General features: G+C 66.7%; 15 protein-coding genes. 14 read left to right on the forward strand and 1 reads right to left on the reverse strand.

Features of this window, described 5'->3' with window-relative positions:
• The first annotated feature begins 4 nt into the window (after positions 1-4).
• Complete coding sequence (gene gspD, locus BP68_RS08965) at positions 5-2,383, forward strand: type II secretion system secretin GspD (RefSeq protein WP_496370800.1); 2,379 nt, start codon at positions 5-7, stop codon at positions 2,381-2,383.
• A gap of 3 nt (positions 2,384-2,386) precedes the next feature.
• Positions 2,387-3,775 carry a GspE/PulE family protein gene (locus tag BP68_RS08970; protein WP_496370802.1) on the forward strand — a complete coding sequence of 463 codons (1,389 nt, stop codon included), beginning with the start codon at positions 2,387-2,389 and terminating at the stop codon, positions 3,773-3,775.
• Positions 3,776-3,888: 113 nt separating this feature from the next.
• On the opposite strand, the gene BP68_RS08975 is transcribed toward BP68_RS08970, so the two are convergent.
• The gene (locus BP68_RS08975; RefSeq protein WP_496370804.1) at positions 3,889-4,413 is read right to left on the reverse strand and encodes a CZB domain-containing protein; all 525 of its coding nucleotides are present in this window, start codon (positions 4,411-4,413) and stop codon (positions 3,889-3,891) included.
• 191 nt (positions 4,414-4,604) lie between these two features.
• On the opposite strand from BP68_RS08975, the gene BP68_RS08980 reads away from it, so the two are divergent.
• The 12 genes from BP68_RS08980 to BP68_RS09035 all read left to right on the forward strand — a co-directional run bounded on the left by BP68_RS08980 (position 4,605) and on the right by BP68_RS09035 (position 15,621).
• Positions 4,605-5,606, forward strand: a complete 1,002-nt coding sequence (locus tag BP68_RS08980; RefSeq protein WP_496370806.1) for an LLM class flavin-dependent oxidoreductase — start codon at positions 4,605-4,607, stop codon at positions 5,604-5,606.
• Between the two features lie 3 nt (positions 5,607-5,609).
• Positions 5,610-6,299, forward strand: coding sequence for a helix-turn-helix transcriptional regulator (locus BP68_RS08985; RefSeq protein ID WP_496370808.1), 690 nt, complete (start codon positions 5,610-5,612; stop codon positions 6,297-6,299).
• 88 nt (positions 6,300-6,387) lie between these two features.
• Entirely contained in the window at positions 6,388-7,032 is a 645-nt protein-coding gene (locus tag BP68_RS08990) for a glutathione S-transferase family protein (protein ID WP_496370810.1), read from the forward strand.
• A gap of 156 nt (positions 7,033-7,188) precedes the next feature.
• Positions 7,189-8,418 carry a type II secretion system inner membrane protein GspF gene (gene gspF, locus BP68_RS08995; protein ID WP_496370812.1) on the forward strand — a complete coding sequence of 410 codons (1,230 nt, stop codon included), beginning with the start codon at positions 7,189-7,191 and terminating at the stop codon, positions 8,416-8,418.
• Positions 8,419-8,422: 4 nt separating this feature from the next.
• Positions 8,423-9,373, forward strand: a complete 951-nt coding sequence (locus BP68_RS09000; RefSeq protein ID WP_496370814.1) for a 5'-nucleotidase — start codon at positions 8,423-8,425, stop codon at positions 9,371-9,373.
• A gap of 55 nt (positions 9,374-9,428) precedes the next feature.
• Positions 9,429-9,785, forward strand: coding sequence for an EF-hand domain-containing protein (locus tag BP68_RS09005; RefSeq protein WP_496370816.1), 357 nt, complete (start codon positions 9,429-9,431; stop codon positions 9,783-9,785).
• Positions 9,786-10,035: 250 nt separating this feature from the next.
• On the forward strand, positions 10,036-11,775 hold the full coding sequence (gene pilB / locus BP68_RS09010; RefSeq protein WP_496370818.1) for a type IV-A pilus assembly ATPase PilB: 1,740 nt from the start codon (positions 10,036-10,038) through the stop codon (positions 11,773-11,775).
• A gap of 21 nt (positions 11,776-11,796) precedes the next feature.
• Positions 11,797-13,014, forward strand: coding sequence for a type II secretion system F family protein (locus BP68_RS09015; protein ID WP_496370820.1), 1,218 nt, complete (start codon positions 11,797-11,799; stop codon positions 13,012-13,014).
• Positions 13,014-13,895 (forward strand): prepilin peptidase, encoded by an 882-nt coding sequence (locus tag BP68_RS09020; protein ID WP_496370822.1) that lies wholly within the window; start codon positions 13,014-13,016, stop codon positions 13,893-13,895. The genes BP68_RS09015 and BP68_RS09020 overlap by 1 nt, the downstream gene beginning before the upstream one ends.
• Entirely contained in the window at positions 13,895-14,530 is a 636-nt protein-coding gene (gene coaE / locus BP68_RS09025; protein WP_496370824.1) for a dephospho-CoA kinase, read from the forward strand. The genes BP68_RS09020 and coaE overlap by 1 nt, the downstream gene beginning before the upstream one ends.
• 93 nt (positions 14,531-14,623) lie before the next feature.
• Complete coding sequence (zapD, locus tag BP68_RS09030) at positions 14,624-15,379, forward strand: cell division protein ZapD (RefSeq protein WP_496370826.1); 756 nt, start codon at positions 14,624-14,626, stop codon at positions 15,377-15,379.
• An 11-nt stretch (positions 15,380-15,390) separates the two neighbouring features.
• Positions 15,391-15,621, forward strand: a complete 231-nt coding sequence (locus BP68_RS09035; RefSeq protein ID WP_496370828.1) for a DNA gyrase inhibitor YacG — start codon at positions 15,391-15,393, stop codon at positions 15,619-15,621.
• The last annotated feature ends 48 nt before the right edge of the window (positions 15,622-15,669 follow it).

Raw genomic sequence — 15,669 nt, forward strand, 5'->3', positions numbered from 1 at the left:
CCCTATGAATCCCTTGTCCAGACGTCACCTGCAGAATGCTCTGCATTCGATAGCTGCCAGCGCTTTGCTGGTATGCGCTAGCACCCAAATTCATGCCCAAACCTCTGCCAAGGCGAACAACGGCAGCGTGCAACCGGGCGAGCCCGTGACGCTGAACTTCGCCGGCGCCGAGATCGAGGCCGTGGCCCGCACCATGGCCACCATCACCGGCCGCAACGTGGTGGTGGACCCGCGCGTGAAGGGCCAGATCACCCTGGTGACCGAGAAGGCCGTGCCGCCGGCCGCCGCCTTCCAGCAGTTCCTGGTGGCGCTGCGCATGCAGGGCTTCACGGTGGTCGAGGCCGCGGGGCTGTACAAGGTCGTGCCCGAGGCCGACGCCAAGCTGCAAACCGGCAGCGTGAGCGTGTCGCAAAGCGGCATGGGCGGCACGCCCGCCGGCGGGCAGATCGTCACGCAGATCTTCAAGCTCAACTTCGAGAACGCCAACAACCTGGTGCCGGTGCTGCGCCCGCTGATCACGCCCAACAACACCATCAACGTGAACCCCGGCAACAACTCGCTGGTGATCACCGACTACGCCGACAACCTGCAGCGCCTGGCGCGCATCGTGGCGGCCATGGATGTCTCCAACGCCAGCGACGTGGAGGTGATTCCGCTGCAGTACGCCATCGCCACCGACCTGGCGCCGCTGGTGTCGCGCCTCATCGAAGGCAGCGGCGGCACCGGGGCCGCGCCGGCCGTGGCCCAGGGCCAGACGGACACCGCCTTCAAGACCACCCTGCTGGCCGAGCCGCGCAGCAACGCGCTGATCGTGCGCGCCGCCAACCCGGCGCGCGTGGCGCTGGTGCGCTCGCTGGTGGCCAAGCTGGACCAGCCCGCGACGCCGGGCAGCTCGGCCGCCAGCGGCAACATCCATGTGGTGTACCTGAAGAACGCCGACGCCGTGAAGCTGGCCTCTACCCTGCGCGCCGCGCTCACCGGCGGCTCGGGCGGCAGCAGCGGCAACAGCGGCAGTGCCACCACGGGCGGCGGCAGCGCCGGCGGCCTGAGCAGCGGCCGCATGCAAACGAGCGGCTCTGGCATGGGCCAGGGCGGCGGCCTGGGTGGCGGCCTGGGCAGCGGCAATGCCGGCGGCTCGGGCCTGGGCGCGGGCGGCAGCGCCGGCCTGGGCGGCAGCGGCAATGGCAACGAGCCCTCCACCGGCGGCATCATCCAGGCCGACCCGACCACCAACTCGCTCGTCATCACCGCGCCCGAGCCGCTGTACCGCCAGCTCCGCGCCGTCATCGACAAGCTGGACGGGCGCCGCGCGCAGGTGCTCATCGAAAGCCTGATCGTCGAAGTCAGCGCCAACAAGGTGGCCGAGTTCGGCATCCAGTGGCAGGGCGTGATGGGCAACTACGGCAGCACGCTGGGCGTGCTGGGCAACAACTCGGGCGTGACCGGCACCAACATCCTGGACCTGGCCCTGGCCGCCGCCAGCGGCAACGTGACCTCCATCGCCTCCGCCAAGCCCTCGCCGGGCCTGAACCTGGCCATCGCTCCGCGCATCAACGGCAAGTACTACCTGGGCGCGCTGGCCAACTTCCTGGAGAACACGGGCGACGCCAACGTGCTCTCCACGCCCAACCTGATGACACTGGACAACGAAGAGGCCCAGATCATCATCGGCAACAACGTGCCCTTCGTGACCGGTTCGTACGCCAACACGGGCGGCAGCGGCGGCGCGGTCAACCCCTTCACCACCGTGGAGCGCAAGGACGTGGGCCTGATGCTGCGCGTGCGTCCGCAGATCAACGAGAACGGCACCGTGAAGCTCACGCTGTACCAGGAGGTCTCGAAGATCGCGGCGGACACGCTCACCAACGTCAACGGGCCGTCCACCAGCAAGCGCTCCATCGAATCCACCGTGCTCGTGGACGACGGCAGCGTGATCGTGATCGGCGGCCTGCTGGAAGACAGCTACTCGCTGGGCCAGGACAAGGTGCCCCTGATGGGCGACCTGCCCGTGGTGGGCGGCCTGTTTCGCAATGAGAAGCGCACGCGCCAGAAGACCAACCTGATGGTCTTCCTGCGCCCCATGGTGATCCGCGACACCGCCACCAGCGACGCCCTGATGGTGGACCGCTACGAGGCCATCCGCGCGCTGCAGCAAAACACCCAGCCCGCGCCCAGCGCGGTGATGCGCTCGGTCTCCGAGGCGCCCGTGCTGCCGCCGCTGCCCGCGGGTGCTACCGGCGGTGCCGGCGGCGCGGGCACGCAGCCCGTGGCCGTGCCCACGCCGCTGGGGCCGGTCGCGCCCGAGCCGCCCCGCCCTGCCGGCACGCAACCCGTGACGACGCCTGGCGCCACACCGGGCGCCACACCGTACAGCCCGCAGTAAGCGATGCGCCACCCCCTGCCCTACGCCTTCGCGCGCGCCAGCCAGCTGCTGCTGGAGGATGACGGCCAGCAGCTCGTGCTGTGGCACGGCCCCGCACCCGATGCCGGCGCGCTGTCCGAGGTGCTGCGCAAGCACGCCGTGCAGCAGTTCATGCCGCTCGACGCCGCGGCGCTGGCCCAGCGCATCAGCGCCGCCTACTCGCAAAGCGAATCGAGCGCCGCATCGGTGGTCAGCGAGGTCGAGGAAGGCGCCGACCTCTCGCGCATGATGCAGGAGCTGCCCGCCGTGGAGGACCTGCTGGAATCCGCCGGCGACGCGCCCATCATCCGCATGCTCAACGCCCTGCTCACGCAGGCCGTGCGCGACGGCGCGAGCGACATCCACATCGAGCCCTACGAGCGCCACTCCAGCGTGCGCTTTCGCGTGGACGGCACGCTGCGCGAGGTGGTGCAGCCCAACCGCGCGCTGCACGCGGCCCTGATCAGCCGCCTGAAGATCATGGCCGACCTGGACATCTCCGAAAAGCGCCTGCCCCAGGACGGCCGCATCAGCCTGCGCATCGGCACGCGCGCCATCGACGTGCGCGTGTCCACCCTGCCCAACGCCCATGGCGAGCGCGCCGTGCTGCGCCTGCTGGACAAGAGCGAGAGCAAGCTGACCCTGGAGGCCGTGGGCATGCAGGGCGAGGTGCTGGAGCGCTTCGAGCACCTGATCGGGCAGCCGCACGGCATCATCCTCGTGACCGGCCCCACGGGCTCGGGCAAGACCACCACGCTGTATGCGGCGCTGGCGCGGCTGGATGCCACGCGCAGCAACATCATGACGGTGGAAGACCCCATCGAGTACGAACTGCCGGGCGTGGGCCAGACCCAGGTCAACAGCAAGATCGACCTGACCTTCGCCAAGGCCCTGCGCGCCATCCTGCGCCAGGACCCGGACGTGATCATGATCGGCGAGATCCGCGACTTCGAGACCGCGCAGATCGCCATCCAGGCCTCGCTCACCGGCCACCTGGTGCTGGCCACGCTGCACACCAACGACGCCGCCAGCGCCGTCACGCGCCTGACCGACATGGGGGTGGAGCCGTTCCTGCTGTCCTCCTCGCTGCTTGGCGTGCTGGCGCAGCGCCTGGTGCGCAAGTACTGCGGCCACTGCCACGGCGCGGGCTGCGAGCACTGCGGCCACACGGGCTACGCGGGCCGCACCGGCGTGTTCGAGCTGCTGGTGGTGGACGACGCCATCCGCACCCAGATCCACAACCAGGCGGCAGAGTCCGACGTGCGCACCCAGGCCCTGGCCGGCGGCATGACGCTGATGCGCGACGATGGCGAGCGGCTGATCGCGGCCGGCATCACCAGCCGCGAGGAACTGCTGCGCGTGACGCGGGATTAGTCAAAAAACATAGCTGCTACCGCTTGCCACACATGAATTTCATGGCAAAAACTGCCTGAAACCCTTGACTGGCAAGCGTCAGTAGCTCCTCTTTTTTCAGGCCGGCCGCGCGTTCATCGCGCCAGGCGCTCCGCACTGCGCTTGCGTGCGCTGTTGCGCGCCAGGCCCAGCTGCAGCTCCTTGAGCAGCAGAACCACCTGGCGCGAGGCGTGCTGGCAGCCCTTGTAGGCCTGCTCCGCCTGCTGCTCCTCGCCCGCCTCGGCATGCTGGAGCAGCGCGGCGGCCTGCTGGTGAAAGAAGCGGTGGCGGCGCATGAGCATGTCGAAGGCCGGGAAATGCCCCAGCGCCAGCCGCCCGCTGCCGTACAGCCACTGGCCCAGCTCGGAACAGCTGTCGTCCACCACCACCTCGGGCCGCAGGCGCTCATCGCGCGCGCCCTGCAGCGCCGCGGCCAGCCAGGGCAGCCAGCGCTCGTGGTTCACGATGGCCACGTCGATATCGAACTCCGCCATGAGCCGGTTGGCTTCTGCGTCGTAGAGCACCAGCTCACTGGCGTTGCTGTCGGGCAGGGACGTCCAGTCCTCAGAAACCTGCAAGCCATCGGCCCGGGGCCGAAACAAACGGCTGAAGAATCCCATACGCACCCCCACCATTGGTCATGTTGCGTCTACCAAGCCACAGCGTGGCATATGTGACAACATGCTTCGTGTTACAAATTTTTATCGAATAGTTAATTTTAATTGGCATTGACTATCGCCAACCAATGCGACTGTCAACAATTCATTCCTGCCGCGCTGCACGGGTTTCGCACCCCGCCCACAATCAAAGCATGACTGCACGACACCCGCCCCGACTCTCGATGCTCGACCTGGTGGCCGTCCGCGAGGGCGGCACCGTCGCCCAGGCCCTCCAGATAGCGGTGCGCACGGCACGGCATGCGGAAACGCTGGGCTTTGCGCGCTACTGGCTGGCCGAGCACCACAACATGCCGGGCATCGCCAGCTCGGCCACGGCCGTGCTGGTGGGGCATATCGCCGGCGCCACGCACTCCATCCGCGTGGGCTCGGGCGGCATCATGCTGCCCAACCACGCGCCGCTGGTGGTGGCCGAGGCCTTCGGCACGCTGGCCGAGCTCTACCCTGGCCGCATCGACCTGGGGCTGGGCCGCGCGCCCGGCACCGACGGCGCCACCATGCGCGCCCTGCGCCGCGACCGCCCGGAGACCGAGGCCGACTTCCCCCGCGACGTGGCCGAGCTGCAGCAGCTGCTGGGCCCCGCGCAGCCAGGCCAGCGCATCGTCGCCATGCCCGGCGCCGGCACCCGGGTGCCGCTCTGGCTGCTGGGATCCAGCCTGTTCTCGGCCCAGCTGGCGGCCGAGAAGGGCCTGCCCTACGCCTTCGCCTCGCACTTCGCGCCGCGCATGCTGCATGCGGCCATCGACCTCTACCGCCGGCTGTTCCGCCCGTCGGCGGTGCTGGACAAGCCCTACGTGACGATCGGCGTGCCGGTGATCGCCGCCCCCACGGACGAAGAGGCCGAGTTCCTGGCCAGCAGCACCTATCAGCGTGTGCTGGGCATCATCACGGGCCAGCGCGGCCTGCTGCAGCCGCCCGTGGACAATTTCCTGGAAAGCCTGTCCCACCAGGAGCGCGCGGCCGTGGCCGACTTCCTGGCCGTGGGCGTGATCGGCGGGCCGCAGACGGTGCAAGCCGGCCTGTCGGCGCTGGCGGGCGCCACCGGCGCCGACGAGTTCATGCTGGTCAGCGACGTGTTCGACCCCGAGCTGCGCCTGCGCTCCCTGGACATCACGGTGCAGGCCATGGGTCGCTGAGGCATGAGCCGCTCGGCCCGGCTGCTGCAGCTCATCGACCAGCTGCGGCGCGCGCGCCTGCCGCAACCCGGGCCGGTACTGGCCCGGCAACTGGGGGTGAGCCTGCGCACGCTGTACCGCGACATTGCCACGCTGCGCGAGCAGGGCGCTGCCATCGAAGGCGACCCGGGCATAGGCTATGAAATGCGGCCGGGCTTCCTGCTGCCGCCACTGATGTTCACCCCCGACGAGCTGGAGGCCCTGCTGCTGGGCGCGCGTTGGGCCAGCCGCCAGGCCGACCCCGAGCTGGCCCAATCGGCCGCCACGGCGCTGGACCGCATCCGTAGCGCCCTGCCGCTGGAGCTGCGCATCGAGGTCGATACCAGCGGCCTGCTCGTGCCATCCATGTGCCACGACACCACGACCGAGCCCTGGCAGACCGCACTGCGCCTGGCCATACGGCGCCAGCACAAGGTGCTGCTGCACTACACCGACGAAAAAGGCCAGCCCAGCGAGCGCAGGGTCTGGCCGTTTGCCATGGCGTTCTTCAGGGACCGCCGCATCCTGGCCGCCTGGTGCGAGCTGCGCCAGGACTTCCGGCATTTCCGGCCCGACCGCGTGCGCTGCGTCACAGACCTCGCGGAGCGCTACCCCGACCACCGCAGCAGCCTGATCGAGCGCTGGTCCCGGCAACTGGGCTACGACCTCGGCTGACCTTGCTGCTGACAAAAACTGTCAGCATGCCCACCTACAGTGGCTCCCATGGCCTGTGCGCCATGCCTTCAAACCGACGGGAGCCCTCATGAACGACACGACCCAGCCCTTGCGGCTTTACTACCACCCCCGTTCCCGCGCCGCCATCACGCGCTGGATGCTGGAGGAATGCGGCGCCCGCTACGAAGCCATCCGGCTCGAATACGGCACCACCATGAAGTCCCCCGACTACCTCGCCACCAACCCCATGGGCAAGGTTCCGGCCCTCGTGCATGGCGATACCGTGGTCACCGAGCTGGCCGCCACCCTCGCCTACCTGGCCGAGCTGTTTCCCGAAAAGCGCCTCGCCCCGCCCATGGGCAGTGCCGAGCGCGGCAGCTACCACCGGTGGATGTTCTTCCTGGCCGGCCCCGTCGAGGCCGTAATGACAGCCAAGAGCCAGGGCCACCTGCAGCAGCAGACGCCCGAACAGGCCATGTCGGCCGGCTACGGCCGCTTCGACGACGTGGTGCAGACGCTGCGCCAGGCCGTCACCGGCCGGCGCTACTTGTGCGGCAGCCAGTTCACAGCCGCCGACGTGCTCATGGCCAGCTACCTGCGCTGGGGCACGATGATGGGCCTGCTGCCCGCCCTGCCCGAGTTCAGCGTCTACGGCCAGCCCCTAATGGACCGCGCCGCCTCGCTACGCTCCATCGAGCTCAATGAGGCCGACCTGGCAGTGCAACCCGCCTGAGGACAGGTGGCGATCTGAGGGCGGCAGCCCCCGTTGGCCAATAGAGAAAACGGCCGACATCCAGCCGTCGTCGGCTGCGGATACCATCGGGGTTGGCGCCGTCCCGTAGCGGCCCGCAAACACACCCTTTTTCCTGCCGTCCCGCTCCCACCGCGCATGCCCGCCTTTTCTTTTGAGGCCCTGGACTCCCAGGGCAACATCCGTCGCGGCACCCTGGACGCCGACAGCCCCAAGGCCGCGCGCAGCCTGCTGCGCGCGCAGGCGCTGGTACCGCTGGACGTGGAAGCCCTGTCCCCCGGCGCCGAGGCCGGTGCCGCCCCCACACTGTCCCAACGACTGTTCACGCGCCCCGTGTTCAATGCCACGGGCCTGGGCGTCTGGACGCGCCAGCTGGCGGGCCTGGTGGGCTCGGGACTGCCCCTGGAGCGCGCGCTCACGGCCCTGGCCGACGAGGCCGACGACGACCGCCAGCGCCACCTGGTGGCGGCGCTGCGCGCCGAGGTCAACGCCGGCTCCACCTTCGCGCGCGCGCTGGCACAGCACCCGCGCGAGTTCTCCGACATCTACTGCGCCGTCATCGGCGCGGGCGAATCCAGCGGGGGCCTGGGCCTGGTGCTCGACAGCCTGGCCGACGACCTGGAGCAGCGCCAGGCGCTGCGCGCCAAGCTCATCGGCGCGGCGCTGTACCCTGCCATCGTCACCGTGATCGCCATCGTCATCGTGCTGTTCCTCGTGGGCTATGTGGTGCCGCAGGTGGCCAGCGTGTTCGCGGGCACCAAGCGCGCCCTGCCCTTTCTCACCGTGGCCATGCTGGCCCTCAGCGACCTGGTGCGCAACTACGGCTGGGCCATGCTGATAGCTATCGTTTTAATAGCTATTGGCGCTCGCGCGGCGCTGTCCAGGCCTCGATTCCGTGAGAAATTCGATGCCGCCTGGCTGCGGCTGCCGCTGGTCGGCAAGCTGGCGCGAGGCTACAACGCGGCGCGCTTTGCCGGCACGCTGGCCATGCTGGCGGGCGCGGGCGTGCCCATCCTCAAGGCCCTGCAGGCCGCGGCCGAGACGCTGAGCAACCGCGCGCTGCGCGCCGACGCGCTCGAGGCCCTGGTGCTGGTGCGCGAGGGCGCGCCGCTGGCTTCCGCCCTGGCGCAGAAAAAGCGCTTCCCGGGCCTGGTGGCCATGTTCGCGCGCCTGGGCGAGCAGACCGGCCAACTGCCGGTGATGCTGCAGCGTGCCGCCAACCAGCTCGGCACCGAGGTCCAGCGCCGCGCCATGCAGCTGGCCACGGTCCTGGAGCCGCTGCTCATCGTGGGCATGGGCCTGATCGTGATGCTCATCGTGCTGGCGGTGCTCATGCCCATCATCCAGCTCAATCAGTTCGTGAAGTAGCGCCATGGCCGCCACCCTGGACGACAAGCTCGTCGTCGCCATCTCCTCGCGCGCGCTGTTCAACTTCGAGGAGGAAAACCGCCTCTTCGACCCCGCGCACCCGCAGGCCTACATGCAGCTGCAGCTGGATCGACTGGACGTGCCCGCGCACCCCGGCGTGGCGTTCTCGCTGGTCAAGAAGCTGCTGGCCTTCAACGAGCCGGGCCACCGGCGGGTGGAGGTGGTCATGCTGTCGCGCAACGACCCGGTGAGCGGCATGCGCATCTTCCGCTCCACCCGCGCCGCCCAGGTGTCGCTGGAGCGCGGCGTGTTCACCCAGGGCCGCGCACCCTTCCAGTACCTGCGGCCGCTGGGCGCGCACCTGTTCCTGTCGGCCAATGTGGAGGATGTGACCCAGGCGCTGGGCCTGGGCTACCCAGCGGCCCATGTGTTCACCGACTCCGTGCACGCCAGCGATGCCCACCCCGACGAGCTGCGCATCGCCTTTGACGGCGACGCCGTGCTGTTCTCCGACGAGGCCGAGCGCATCTACCAAGCCGAAGGCCTGGCGGCCTTTCAGCGCCACGAGATCGACAAGGCCTCGCAGCCCCTGCCCGACGGCCCGTTCAAGCCCCTGCTGGCGGCGCTCAACCGCCTGCAGCATGCGGGCGCCACGGGCATGCGCATCCGCACGGCGCTGGTCACGGCGCGCAGCGCCCCGGCGCACGAGCGCGCCATCCAGACGCTGATGAGCTGGAACATTGCAGTGGACGAGGCCATGTTCCTGGGCGGGCTGGAGAAAGGCCCCTTCCTGCGCGAATTCGAGCCCGACTTCTTCTTCGACGACCAGACCGGCCATGTCACATCGGCAGCGCGGCACGTGCCCGCGGGCCATGTGAGCAGCGGCGTCGCCAATGCCACCGCCACAGGCCCGGGCCTGGCACAAGGCGATACACATCCCACGGCGGCCCAGTGAACCAGTGGCGGTGCAGGCCACTCTACCCCTACCAAGCCGCCCACTCCCGCCGCCCATGCACCGACTGCCCGCCGCCTTGCTTCTTCTCCTAGCTGCGCTTGTGGCCCCGATGGCCGGCCAGGCGCAGCCGGCAGCCCACGCCAATGCCCCTCAGGCCAGCGCCAGCGCACCCCTGTCCAAGGGCGAGGCCAAGGCGATCCGCCAGTTCCACATGCTGGACTTCAACGGTGACGGCAAGCTCAGCCGGGCCGAGGTGGCCCTGGTGCCACAGCTGGCCGCGGCCTTCGACGACGCCGACACCAACGGCGACCACTACGTGACGCTGGAAGAAGTGCGCGCCTTCGCCATCAAGTACCGAGCCGAACGGGACCGCGCCCGTGCCGCCGCGCAGGCGAAACACAACGCGCAGTAACGTCCGCATTTATCACCTGCAGGAACATGCCGCGCGGATAAAGGTTTTCTCGTTTCCTGCTTTCTGCCTGGCTTATGAAACGGGAGGCAACGCATCCCGTATGCCATCGGTCTGGCACCCTGGAAAATCAAGCGATCGCCGCCACGCCCGTTGCCTGCGCGACGCACGCGCCCGACAAATCTGTACACGCCATAGGCTATCGGCGATGATAGGATCGTTTCCTTTCCTCCCATAAGAATCCGCTGGTTACATGGCAGCCGTAGATACCACACAGAAAGAAGCCCAGTCCATTGCCCTGCCAGGTTTGGCACGCGCATTGATGTCTGTGGGGAAGCTGAATCAGAAGATCGCCGAGGAAATTTACAAAAAATCACAAAGTGGCCGAACCAGCTTCATCGCCGAATTAATCGATTCTGGCGCAATTACCTCCAGCGAGCTCGCACATACGGTTTCCACGATCTTTGGCGCACCGCTGCTGGATATCAGCGCCATTGATCCGGCGCGCCTGTCCAAGGATCTGCTGGACATCAAGCTCTGCCAGGCCAACCGCGTGATGGCCCTGAGCAAGCGCAACAACCGCCTGATTGTGGCCACTGCCGACCCCACCCATCAGGAGGCGGCAGAGAAGATCAAATTCACCACGCAAATGGGCGTGGACTGGGTCATCGCGGAATATGACAAATTGATCAAATTGATCGACTCCACCGCCAAAGGTGGAGGCGAATCACTTGACAACATCGTCAGCAGCGGAGATTTCGAGTTTGGCGACATCCCCGTAGAAGAAGCTTCCGAAGACTCCCAGGATGCCGCCACCAATGATGTAGAAGACGCGCCCGTCGTCAAGTTTCTGCACAAAATGCTGCTGGATGCATTCAACATGCGGGCATCCGACCTGCATTTTGAACCCTACGAGCACCATTACCGCGTGCGCTTTCGCATCGACGGAGAGCTCCGGGAAATATCCTCCCCGCCCATCGCCATCAAGGACAAGCTGGCATCGCGTATCAAGGTGATTTCGCGCCTCGATATTTCCGAAAAGCGCGTCCCCCAGGATGGCCGCATGAAGCTCAAGGTCGGGCCGGACCGCGTGATCGACTTTCGCGTGAGCACCTTGCCCACCCTGTTCGGCGAGAAAATCGTTATTCGTATTCTGGACCCGAGCAGCGCCAAACTGGGGATTGACGCACTCGGCTATGAACCCGAAGAAAAAGAGCGCTTACTCCAGGCCATCAGCCGCCCCTATGGAATGATTCTGGTGACGGGCCCCACGGGCTCAGGCAAGACCGTTTCTCTCTATACCTGCCTGAACCTTCTCAACAAGCCAGGGGTGAATATTGCCACCGCCGAAGACCCCTCGGAAATCAACCTGCCTGGCGTGAACCAGGTCAACGTCAATGAAAAGGCCGGCCTGACATTCGCGGTGGCCCTGAAATCATTTCTGCGACAAGATCCGGACATCATCATGGTGGGTGAAATCCGCGACCTGGAAACTGCGGACATCTCGATCAAGGCCGCCCAGACAGGCCACTTGGTGCTGTCCACGCTGCACACCAACGACGCCCCGACAACGCTGACACGCATGCGCAACATGGGGATTGCGCCCTTCAACATCGCCTCCAGCGTGATCCTCATCACGGCACAGCGTCTGGCGCGACGCCTGTGCCCCAACTGCAAGGCTCCGGCAGACATTCCGCATGAAACATTGCTGGAGGCAGGCTATCGGGATGAGGAGATCGACGGCTCCTGGGTGACCTACCGGGCCGTCGGATGCCCGGCCTGCAACAATGGATACAAGGGCCGCGTGGGCATATACCAGGTCATGCCCGTATCGGAAGAGATTCAGAGAATCATTCTGCGGGACGGCAGCGCACTGGAAATAGCGGAGCAGGCCCGCCTGGAAGGAGTCCGGTCCCTGCGCGAGTCGGCACTCTACAAAGCCAAAATGGGATTTACCTCCTTGGAAGAAGTGCTGGCCGTTACCAACGAATAATCATTTCAACGAGAGAACAACATGGCGACCGTTGCATCGAGGGACATCAAGGACTTCGTCTTTGAATGGGAAGGCAAGGACCGTAGCGGCAAGATCGTTCGTGGAGAGGTGAGAGCCTCCGGCGAAAACCAAGTCAAGGCCACCTTGCGACGCCAAGGGGTTTTGCCCACCAAGATCAAGAAGCGCCGCATGAGCGCGGGCAAGAAGATCAAGCCCAAGGATATTGCGCTGTTCACGCGCCAGATGGCCACGATGATGAAGGCTGGCGTTCCTCTGCTCCAGTCCTTCGACATTGTGGGTCGGGGCAATACCAACCCCAGCGTGACCAAGCTGCTCAACGACATCCGCGCAGACGTGGAGACCGGCACCTCGCTGAATGCCGCCTTCCGGAAATACCCCATGTATTTCGATAGCCTGTATTGCAACCTGGTGGAAGCCGGGGAAGCCGCGGGTATCTTGGAGGCGCTCCTCGATCGACTCGCGCTGTACATGGAGAAAACCGAAGCCATCAAGTCGAAGATCCGCTCGGCCTTGATGTACCCGATTTCCGTGATCATCGTCGCCTTCGTCGTGGTGACTATCATCATGATTTTCGTGATTCCCGCATTCAAGGAGGTGTTCACCTCGTTCGGTGCCGATCTGCCCGCGCCCACCTTGTTTGTGATGGGAATCAGCGAGTTCTTCGTGGCCTATTGGTGGCTGATCTTCGGGGTGATTGGCGGCGGCTTCTACTTCTTCATGCAGGCCTGGAAACGCAGCGAGAAAATGCAACGGGTCATGGACCGCTTTCTGCTGAAGATGCCCATCTTTGGCGCCCTGATCGACAAGTCCTGCGTGGCGCGCTGGACCCGCACCCTGTCCACGATGTTTGCCGCCGGCGTGCCCCTGGTCGAGGCACTGGATTCCGTGGGCGGCGCCTCGGGCAATTCCGTCTACGCCATCGCCACGGACAAGATCCAGCAGGAAGTTTCCACCGGCACCAGCCTCACGGCGGCCATGGGCAATGCCAATGTCTTCCCCTCCATGGTGCTGCAGATGTGCGCCATCGGCGAAGAATCGGGCTCCATCGACCACATGCTGGGCAAGGCCGCCGACTTCTACGAGGCCGAGGTGGACGAAATGGTGGCCGGCCTGTCCAGCCTGATGGAGCCCATCATCATCGTGTTCCTGGGCACCCTCATCGGCGGCATCGTGGTCTCCATGTACCTGCCTATCTTCAAGCTGGGGCAAGTGGTCTGATGACGGGTTCCGAGGTGATGGACGCCGCACTCGTCGGCGTCCTGGGCTTGCTGATCGGCAGCTTTCTGAATGTGGTGATCCACCGCCTGCCCCGCATGATGGAGCGGCAATGGGCTGCGGAATGTGCGCAATACGCCCAAGACACCGGCCTGCTGCCGCCGGGCCAGGCGCCCGCTGCGCCCGCCGAGCGCTTCAATCTCTGGACGCCGCGCTCGCGCTGCCCCTCCTGCGGGCATGAGGTGCGCTGGTACGAGAACATTCCCGTGCTGAGCTACATCGGCCTGCGCGGCCGCTGCTCCGAGTGCAAGACACGTATCAGCGGTCGCTACCCACTGATCGAGTTGGCCACCGGCGCCCTGTTCTACGCCTGCGCCGCGCAATGGGGCTGGACCTTCACCACGCTCGCCTGGTGCGGCTTTTCCGCGGCCCTGGTGGCTCTGGCGTTCATCGACTGGGATACGACGCTGCTGCCCGACGACATCACCCTGCCCCTGCTCTGGGCGGGCCTGCTGGCATCCGTGCTGCACTGGATTGCTGTGCCGCCGGTCGATGCAGTGATCGGTGCCGCGGCCGGGTATCTGGCCCTGTGGACCGTGTACTGGGGGTTCAAGCTGGTCACCGGCAAGGAGGGCATGGGCTACGGGGACTTCAAGCTGTTTGCCGCGCTGGGCGCATGGTTTGGCTGGCAGGCCCTGGTGCCCATCATTTTGCTGGCCTCGGTCATCGGCGCCCTTGTCGGTATCGGCATGAAGCTGGCCAGCAGCCTGCGCGAGGGCAAATACGTGCCCTTCGGCCCCTTTCTCGTGGGCGGCGGTCTGGCCGCCATGCTATGGGGGCCAGGCCGGATCATGCAGGCCATCTTCTCCACGTTGGGACTGTGATGGCGTCCGCCCCGGGCCGACCGGCTGCACCGCGCCCCGTGCGACTAGGCGTGACCGGCGGCATCGGCAGCGGCAAGAGCACCTTCGCCGCGATGCTGCAGGACTGCGGCGCGACGCTGATCGATGCCGACCAGATCGCCCGCTCCGTGACGGAGCCCGGGGGTGCCGCCATTGCCGCCATTCGCGCCCACTTCGGCGACGGCTACATCGATGGGCAGGGCGCGCTTGACCGCGCCCGCATGCGCTCTCTGGTGTTTACCGATGCCAGCGCCAAACAACGGCTTGAGGCCATCGTGCACCCGCTGGTGGGCAACGCCATCGCTCAGGCCACGGCAGATGCCGCCCGGGCCGGGCACGGCCTGATCGTGCTCGACATACCGCTGCTGACCGAATCGGCGCGCTGGCCCCGCCAGCTCGACGCCGTGCTCGTGGTGGACTGCCAGGAAGACACGCAGATCAGGCGCGTGCAAGCGCGCAGCGGACTGGGCGTGGACGCCATCCGCGCGATCATGGCCACGCAAAGTAGCCGCGCGGCGCGGCGCGCCGCCGCCGATTTCGTCGTGTACAACGACGGTCTGGCGCTGTCGGATTTGCAAACAAAGGCTCGCTGGATCGCCGCATTGTTCGGGCTATGATGCATGCGCACTGGCGTTGGGCCCGGCCCGTCCGTCATGGCGCCGCCAGGCCCCGCCTGCCCCGACACAGTGCGCACTCAGGAACCCCGTAGCGTGATCCTTTACGAATACCCTTTCAACGAACGCCTGAGAACCTATCTGCGACTCGAACAGCTGTTTCGCCGGCTGGGCGAACTCATCCCCCGCGCCCACCCGCTCGATCACCACTATGCGCTGGTGACGATGTTCGAGGTCATGGACGTGGCGGCGCGGGCCGACCTCAAGGCCGATGTGCTGAAGGACCTGGAAAAGCACAAGCACCAGCTCGACGCCTTTCGTGGCAACCCCTCCATTTCCGAGGCGGCCCTCGACGGCGTGATCGCCCAGCTCGACCAGTGCTTTGCCGCGCTCAACGCGCAGAGCGGCAAGGCCGGGCAATCGCTGACGGAAAACGACTGGCTCATGAGCATCCGCAGCCGCGTGGGCATTCCCGGCGGCACCTGCGGCTTCGACCTGCCGGCCTACTACGCCTGGCAGCACCACGCCGCCGAAGAGCGGCAGCATGACCTGCAGCAATGGTCCGCCTGCCTCGGCCCCCTGGCGGAATCGGTCTATGTGCTGCTGCGCCTGATGCGCGATTCCGGCCTGCCGCAGAAGGTCGCTGCCGAGCATGGCCAGTTCCAGCAGAACCTGCCCCAGGGCCGCACCTTCCAGTTGTTGCGCCTGCGCATCGACCCGGCGCTGCAGCTGATCCCGGAAATCAGCGGCAACCGGCTCATCGTGTCGGTGCGGCTGATGCGCCAGGAGGAAGGCGGGCGGCTCGTGCCCAGTACCGAGGATGCGTCGTTTGAACTGACGCTGTGCGCCTGACTCCATCCACCATGGCACCCGACGAACGCCCCCCCAGCCCCGCGCCACAGGCCGCCAAGCGCGTGGCCTGCCCCGCTTGCGGCGGGCCCAGCCTCTACGGCCCGGCCAATCCGTTTCGCCCGTTCTGCAGCGAGCGCTGCAAGCAGATCGACCTGGGCGCCTGGGCCAATGAGGAATTCCGCATGCCCGCCGAGACACCGCCCCAGGACGCAGAGTTCGGTGATCCCAAGCGCCAGCCCTGATTTGAATGAAATATGGCTGTAGCGCCCATGCAGCAAGCGCTAGCAGCT

It is taken from the genome of Diaphorobacter oryzae DSM 22780 (assembly GCF_059568935.1).